Below are 7718 nucleotides of genomic sequence, written 5' to 3'. Positions count from 1 at the left end.
GCCTCGGGGGCGGCGGGCTCCAGGTGGGTGAGCAGCGCGGCCGGCAGGAGTGCCACGGCGCGGACGCCGCCGTAGGGGGAGCGGGTGTCCACGGAGACGCTGAACCCGTAGCGCTGGGCGAGCACCCCGATGACGGCGAAGCCGAACCGGGGCGGGTCGCCGAGGCGGGTGACGTCCACGGCCCGGGCTCCGTCGAGCAGCCGGCCGGCGCTCTCGACGGCCTGGGCGTCCATGCCGACGCCGGCGTCGTCGACGATGACGCAGGCGCCGTTGTGCACGGTCTGCACGGTGACCTCGACGGTGGTGTCGGGCTGCGAGTGGCGGGCGGCGTTGTCGAGCAGTTCGGCGAGGGCGAGGACGACGGGTTCCACGGCGCGGCTCTCCACCGCGATGTCGACCTGGCCGTTGACCCGGATCCGCCGGTAGTCGCGGATGCGGGAGGTGGCGCCGCGGACGACGTCGATCAGCGGGGAGGTGGCGCGCTGGCGGCCCGGCCAGGATCCGCACAGGACGGCGATGGCCTGGGCGCGGCGGCCGAACTGGGCGTTGGTGTGGTCGACCTCCAGCAGGTCGCGCAGGACGTCGGGGTCGTCGTGCCGGTCCTGCATCTCGGCGATGGAGATCTGCTGTTCGTTGGCGAGGGCCTGGAGGGAGCGCATCGACGCCTGGAGGGCGGCCTTGGCGGAGCGGTCGGCACGGGAGCGGGCGTGGTCGACGGCGACGGAGAAGAGGGCGAGGACCCGCTCCAGGTGTTTGCCGTACTCGGTGGCGGCGATCCGGGCGTCGCGCGGTCCGACGCCGGGGACATCCTGACCGGGATGGTCGGCGAGCGCGGGCAGCCGGACCGAGACCAGATGGCGCAGCTCCTCCTCACGCGCCCGGACCTCGCGGACCAGGTCGGCGTTCCGTCTGCGCTGCCGCGCGGTGATCCCGTGCTGGCGCAGCAGGAGCACGGCGGTGGCGAGCAGGGCCGTGGCCAGGCCCCAGGTCACCGCCTGCGGTATCTGATCGGTCATGAAAGTCCACGAGTCCTTACGTCCTCAAGTCCCGGAACGTCCTCAGGTCCCGGACGGTGAACGCGGGTTGACGGAGCGCCCGACGTTAGTGATGCGGCCCCGGCGTGTCTTCCCGTGGCGCGCAGGGAAGTTGTCACAGGGCGCATGAGTGGCGCAAGGGGTGTGAAGGGGCCTGTGACCTTCCCTTCCGCATGATCGACCGACCGCACGGCACGGCAATCGCTTGCCGCGCTAGGGTGCCCACACGGCCCGATCGGACTCCGAATCATCTTTGATCATGCACCAGTTGAAGCTTTCGCGGTCAGGAATCGTATGAGACCGCAAGGAAGCCGTCGGGATCGATGAACGGGAGGAGTGGCGTTGCCCGCGGGTAGCTATGCCGTCGACGCGCTGAACACCGAGGAGCTTCAGCCGCGGGAGCGGGCCGACTTCTGGACCGAGCACATCGGCACGTACCACTCCCGGATGGGCTTCAGATACGCCTGCGCGGAGAACTTCCGCGGGCGGACTGTCCGGCAGCGCACCGACACCTATCAACTGGTCAAGTACCGCTCGGACCGGATCGAGTACAGCCGGACCCCGCACCAGGTGCGCCAGGACCCGGACGAGGACTACCGGCTGCTGCTGCCGCTGGACGGGGAGATCGTGCTGCGGCAGGACGGCGAGGAGGCGCGGCTGACGCCGGGCACCGGGGCGCTGGTCTCCTTCGCGTCGCCGTTCCAGTGTCTGCAGAGCGACGCCGTCGACGCGTTCATCCTCACCGTTCCCGCCCGTGAGGTGAACGGCCGGCTGGGCTGCCGGGCGCCGGTGTCGGCCGGGCTGGACCTGACCCGAGGGCTGGGGCGGATCGTGGGCGGGATGCTGACCGCCCTGCACGAGGAGCGGGAGCATCTGACCGACCCCGAGTTCGACGCCGTCTCCGACCGGGTGGTGGAGCTGGTGTGCATGCTGGCCGCCGGGGACGACCGCCCCGATGTGCCGGGGCAGTTGGGCGAGGTGGAGGCGATGGTCCGCCGCTATGTGCGCGACCATGTGGCCGACCCGGGGCTCACAGGGACGACGGTGGCGCGTGCCCTCGGCTGGTCGCTGCGGCAGATACAGCTCGCGTTGCAGCAGGCGGGGACCACGCCCCGTGAGCTGATCCGCGAGGAGCGGCTGCGGCTGGTGCGGGACCGGTTGCTGTGCGCGGAGTGTGAGCACCAGTCGATCACGGATCTGGCCTATTCCGCCGGTTTCTCCTCCGCGAGCGCCCTCAGCACGGCCTTCCGGCGGCGCTACGGGGTGAGCCCGAGGGAGATGCGGCAGAGCCCGCGCTGACCGTGCGACGGTGGGGGCGGCCCGGCGAGGGGCCTTTTGAAGGTCCTCGGACCGTCCGGTGACAGGTCGCTCACAAGCCACACGGCACGAACACGGAATGTGCGGGATGCCGGACGTCTCCCGTCAGATGTCCGGATTCCGGGGTTGTGGAACTTGGCCGAGATTGCCCGTAAGTGGCCCATACAGTTGCCGGATTTTTTCGCCGATGACCGGACCGGGTCATGTGAAGTACGTCTCACCACACGCCCGGTCCGTCGACGGGTGTCCGGCCACCGAGCGGGGCCCGGCCCGTCATCTACGGCCGCTGCCCCGGGAACGCGCCCGCGCCGAGCCGCTCGAAGCGCTCCTGCACATTGGCGGCGAAGGCCTGCTGCTCGGGGCCGGCGAAGGCCTGCCCGGTCACGTTCATGGCGACCGTCAGCACACCGCTGATGGGCGCGCCGGGCGAGGTGCGCACGGGGGTGCACAGGAAGTCGAACTCCTGGGGCTGCGGGTAGTCGTAGGTGCCGAGGTGCGCACGGGAGAGGGTGGCCGCGCGGCCGCTGTGGAAGGCGTCGTCCATGGCGTTGAAGACGCCGACGGCGTCCAGGTGTGGCAGGGCGAGCCGGCCCGGGCTGAACTGCGGGACCATGCCGAAGGCCTGGCCCTGCTTGCCGTTGGCGTAACGCAGCAGGTGGTTGGGCCCCTCGGTGAGCATGATGGGGAAGGGGGCGCCGTCGAACACCGCGAACAGCTCCTGCTGCTGGGCGAGCAGACTGTCACGCAGCTTGAAGTCGGCGAGCAGGGTCTCGGAGAGCTCCTGCATGGCCTCGCGTATCCGGCGGTCCCACTGACGGGGCTCGAAGTCGGCGACACAGACGGTGCCGAGGATCATGCCGGTGTTGTCACGCAGCGGGGTGCCGAGGTACGAGCGGACGCCCAGGTCGTTGACGAGGGGGTTGCCCTTGAACCTGGGGTAGTCGAAGACGTCGTCCAGGGCGAGCTGGGACCCCTGGGCGACCACATGCGGGCAGAAGCCGTAGTCGCCGGGTGCCTCACGGGACAGTTCGCTCAGGTCGAAGGGGATGGCCGGGCTGTCCGGGCCGACCTTCTCACCGGGGGACGAGGTCGGGATGTACATGCCGCGGAACATCTGCCGCTCGTCGTTGATGAAGTTCACCATGGCCAGGGGCGAGCGGGTGAAGCTCGCGGCGAGCCGGGCCACCCGGTCGAAGGTGGCTTCCGCTTCCACGCTGTTGAGGCCGAGCACCTGCAGCCGTAGCCTGCGCTGTTCGCTCGCGCGGAGTGCCTGGTCGGATGAGGTCAGGGGATCCATACCGCAGATGAAAGCAGAATCTCGGACTCCACGGTTCACCACCACCGTTAATTTCTGTCCCGGATGCCTCACAGACAACGGTGGTCCCTCTAGGCTGACTTGATGGACAGTGCCACGGACGGCCCTGACGGACCCCCTGCCTCACGGGCCCCGCCCTGTCGGCCAACCCAGGAGCCTGTCCAAATTTCTCCAAGTTTCAACCTTCGGCGATCACTTCCCGCCAAACCTTGAACGACAATCGAGCGGAAACGATTTTGCGTACGACAATCGTGCGATGGTCCGGTTTTCGACGGTCGTGCGTGCGCTTCCGGCTGAACGAGAGGGTGTCGAGCGGTGGGGCGAGTGCGGTTCGGGCTGCGGACCCCCGGTCTCACATGTGGGCTGGAACACCCTTCCGCCCAAGACGTTTTCGCGCCAAGATCCACTGAGCGCACAGCGCCGCAGTACAGCATCCGGGACGGTCGGCCACCGTTCCGGTTAGGGACCTGTCGACGACAGGTTCCGGGGCCTGTCGTCGACAGGCCTGAGTGAGGGCGCCCTGCCCCGCTGATCCACGGGGGACCCGGTACGAGGACGTCCGGGTGGCCACTTCAGACTCGTGAACCTGAAACATGCTCACCATCCGCCGGACTCGGCGACCCCGGGGCCACGTGGAGGTCGAGCGCGCCATCACACAGGCACATCGACGCACAGGCGAAGGAGAGGTCCGTTGAAGAAGTCGGACGTGGACGCACGGTCCGTGGCAGTGATCGGCATGGCCTGCCGACTCCCGGGGGCCGCCGGGACCGACGAACTGTGGAAGCTGCTGCGCGACGGCGTGGACGCCACCAGCGAGACCCCACCGGAACGGTACGACGTGGACGCCCTGCACGATCCACGGCCGGGCCCCGGCAAGCTGGCCAGCAGGCGGGCCGGGTACGTGGAGGCGGCGGAGTTCGACGCCGAGTTCTTCGGACTGTCCGCCACCGAGGCGGTGGAACTCGATCCGCAGCAGCGCCTGTTGCTGATGACCACCTGGGAGGCGCTGGAGGACGCGGGCCAGCGGCCGGACGCCCTGGCGGGCAGCCGTACCGGCGTCTTCGTGGGCAACGCCCGCGCCGACTACCTGGAGCGTGCCCTGCGGCTCGGCCCCGACGGGGTGACCGCCGCCCAGCTGCACAACTTCCGCTCGCTGCTGCCGGCCCGGCTCTCCCACTTCTTCGACCTCCGAGGCCCCAGCATGGTCGTGGACACGGCCTGCTCGTCCTCGCTGACCGCCGTGCACAGCGCCGTGCAGAGCCTGCGCGCCAAGGAGATCCCGCTCGCCGTGGTCGCCGGTGTGAACCTCAAACTCCGCCCCGACGAGGGCCAGGTGATGACCGCGGCCGGGGGCATGTCCGCCGACGGGCGCAGCAGGTTCGGTGACGCGAGCGCCGACGGGCACGCGCCCAGCGACGCCGTCGCCGTCGTCGTGCTGAAGCCCCTCGCCGACGCGGTCGCCGACGGGGACCGGATCCGCGCCGTCATCCAGGGCAGCGCCGTGGGCAACGACGGCGGCACCAGCGACTCGGTGCTCAACCCCTCCCTCACCGGCCAGCTCGACGTGCTGCGCTGGGCGTACGAGGACGCCGGGATCGACCCCGCCGACGTCGACTACGTCGAGGCGCACGGCTCCGGTTCCCCCGTGTTCGACCCGCTGGAGCTGACCGCGCTCGGCAAGGTGCTGGGCGAGGGGCGCCCTGCGGAGCGGCCGCTGCTCGTCGGCTCGGTGAAGTCGAACATCGGTCACGCGGAGGCGGCGGGCGGACTGGCCGGGCTGATCAAGGCGGTGCTCTGCCTGGAGCACGGCGAGATCCCGGCCAGCCTCCATGTGGAGACCCCCAACCCCGCGGTCGCCTGGGACGAACTGCCGCTGGAGATACCCCGCTCGCCGCGCCCCCTGGGCGACCACGGCCGTCCGGCTGTCATGGGCATATCCGGTCAGGGTTCCTCCGCTCTCAACGCCCACGTCGTCCTGCGCCAGGCCGAGCCCGCCAAGGAGACCTTCAAGGAGAAGCTCATGGCGGTGCTGTCGATCACCACCTATGTGCTCCCGCTCTCCGCCCGGACGCCCGCCGCGCTGGACGCGCTGGCCCGGTCGTACGCGGAGTACCTCGACACCGGAGGAGCGGGCGCCGGCTACCCGGTGCGGGACATCTGCTTCAGCGCCGCGCTGCGCCGCCGCCACCACGAGCACCGGATGGCGGTGTCCGGCGCCACGCACGCGGAGCTGGTGGCCGCGCTCACCGGGACGCCGGGCGCGCACACCGCGCACTCCACCCGCGAGGTCGCCGACCGCTACCGCGCGGGCGAGGAGGTGGACTGGGAGAAGGAGTTCAAGGAGTTCAAGAAGGGCGCCCGCTTCGTCCCCCTCCCCCACTACCCCTGGCAGACCAAGCGGTACTGGCCCGGTGAGAGCGCCCGCGGCGGCGGGGACCTGGAGAGCGACCTGTCGTCCTGGCTGCTGCGGGAGCACGCCCGCACCGGCTTCGACGACGGCTCCACCCTCACCGAGATCGGCATCGACTCGCTCGCCCGGCTCCGCATCGTGGTGGAGCTGACCAGGCGGTCCGGCCAGGAGGTCGACCCGGAGGAGTTCGGCCGCCTGCGCACGGTCGGCGAACTGCGCGAGTGGACCCGTGAGTTGGAGGCCGCGGCCCGATGAGCGCCCGTCCCGGGGTCGGCACGCCCGACCCGAACAGACCCGGCGGCCCGGCGGCGCCCGGGCAGAGCACCGACCCGCAGACCCTGTACGGCTGGTTCGCCCGCTCCGCCGAGGAGTTCGCGGACGAGGTCGCGCTGGAGGTCGAGGACCGGCGGCTGACCTACGCCGAACTGCGGCGGCTCGCCGAGGGGATCGCCGCCCGGCTGCTCACGGCGGCGGGGGGTGAACGGCCCCGGCGGATCGGACTGCTGGCGAGCCGCTCGGTCGCCGCGTACGCCGGGTATCTCGCGATCCAGCGGGCGGGGGCCACCGTGGTCACCCTCAACCCGGAGCACCCGGCTGGCCGCACCGCCGGGATCGTCCGGGCGGCGGAGCTGGACCTGGTCCTCACGGACACCGAGGACGTGGACCCGGGGGTACCGAGGCTCGTCCTGGACGAGCCGGGACTGGCGGCGATCGCCGCGGAGCCCCGCCCGGACGGGGAGTGGCCCCGCGTGGGCCCGGACGACCTGGCGTACATCATCTTCACCTCCGGCTCGACCGGGGCACCGAAGGGCGTGCCGATCACCCACCGGAACATCTCCGCCAACCTCGGTCATGTGGCGTCCCGGTACGGTGTCGGGCCCGGCAGCCGGATGTCACAGACGTTCGAGCTGACCTTCGACGCCTCGGTGCACGATCTGTTCGTGGCCTGGGCGGGCGGGGCGACCCTGGTGGTGCCGGCCCGCAGTCAGCTGCTGTCACCGGTGAAGACCGTCAACGCCCTGCGGCTGACGCACTGGTTCTCGGTGCCCTCGCTCATCACCTTCGCCTCCCGCCTCGGCACCCTGAAGCCGGGCAGCATGCCCACCCTGCGGTGGACGGTCTTCGGAGGCGAACCGCTGTCCCTGGCCGCGGCCCGCGAGTGGCGGGAGGCCGCCCCGAACAGCGAGCTCGACGTGCTGTACGGGCCGACGGAGCTGACCATCTCCTGCACCGGCTACCGCTTCCCCGCGAACCTCGCCGACTGGCCGGAGACCCCGAACGGCACGGCGCCGATCGGCCGGTGCTTCCCCACCCTGGACTTCCTGCTCCTGGACGAGGACGGCGAGCCCGCCGACATCGGGGAGCTGTGCATGCGCGGCCCGCAGCGCTTCCCCGGCTATCTCGACCCGGCGAACGACGCGGGCCGTTTCGTCCCCGCCGACGACGGCACCGGCGCAAGCACGGGCACAAGCACCGGCACCGGCACCGGCACCGGCACCGGCACCGGCACCGGCACCGGCCCGGTCACCGAGGCCGACTGGTACCGCACCGGCGACCGGGTCGCCCTGCGCGACGGGCAGCTGATCCACCTCGGGCGCACCGACCACCAGGTGAAGATCCGCGGCCATCGCATCGAACTCGG

At 71.1% G+C, this 7718-nt stretch carries 5 protein-coding genes; 3 read left to right on the top strand and 2 right to left on the bottom strand.

Translation table 11 applies throughout. The features are described 5' to 3' along the window. On the bottom strand, positions 1 to 1016 hold a 1016-nt coding region (locus AOK23_RS34160; protein ID WP_055716415.1), incomplete at its 3' end, for an ATP-binding protein. A gap of 354 nt (positions 1017 to 1370) precedes the next feature. On the opposite strand from AOK23_RS34160, the gene AOK23_RS34155 reads away from it, so the two are divergent. Further along, on the top strand, positions 1371 to 2333 hold the full coding sequence (locus AOK23_RS34155; protein ID WP_469851836.1) for an AraC-like ligand-binding domain-containing protein: 963 nt from the start codon (positions 1371 to 1373) through the stop codon (positions 2331 to 2333). Between the two features lie 295 nt (positions 2334 to 2628). On the opposite strand, the gene AOK23_RS34150 is transcribed toward AOK23_RS34155, so the two are convergent. After that, complete coding sequence (locus AOK23_RS34150) at positions 2629 to 3648, bottom strand: GAF domain-containing protein (RefSeq protein ID WP_055716414.1); 1020 nt, start codon at positions 3646 to 3648, stop codon at positions 2629 to 2631. 709 nt (positions 3649 to 4357) lie between these two features. Here AOK23_RS34150 and AOK23_RS34145 point away from each other — a divergent pair. Both AOK23_RS34145 and AOK23_RS34140 read left to right on the top strand, forming a co-directional pair. Then, positions 4358 to 6331, top strand: a complete 1974-nt coding sequence (locus tag AOK23_RS34145; protein WP_107102941.1) for a type I polyketide synthase — start codon at positions 4358 to 4360, stop codon at positions 6329 to 6331. Beyond that, a partial coding sequence (locus AOK23_RS34140; protein ID WP_055716413.1) for an amino acid adenylation domain-containing protein occupies positions 6328 to 7718 on the top strand: 1391 nt, incomplete at its 3' end. The genes AOK23_RS34145 and AOK23_RS34140, both read left to right, overlap by 4 nt.

The sequence above is a fragment of the Streptomyces torulosus genome, assembly GCF_001419765.1.
GTDB lineage: Bacteria > Actinomycetota > Actinomycetes > Streptomycetales > Streptomycetaceae > Streptomyces > Streptomyces torulosus.
The sequence above is the reverse complement of the archived record's forward strand: the minus strand, read 5'-3'. Positions and strand labels throughout refer to the sequence as shown.

Coding starts and splice junctions, on each gene's coding strand:
- AOK23_RS34150 (WP_055716414.1), bottom strand. CDS start 3,648: ATGGATCCCCTGACCTCATCCGACCAGGCACTCCGCGCGAGCGAACAG.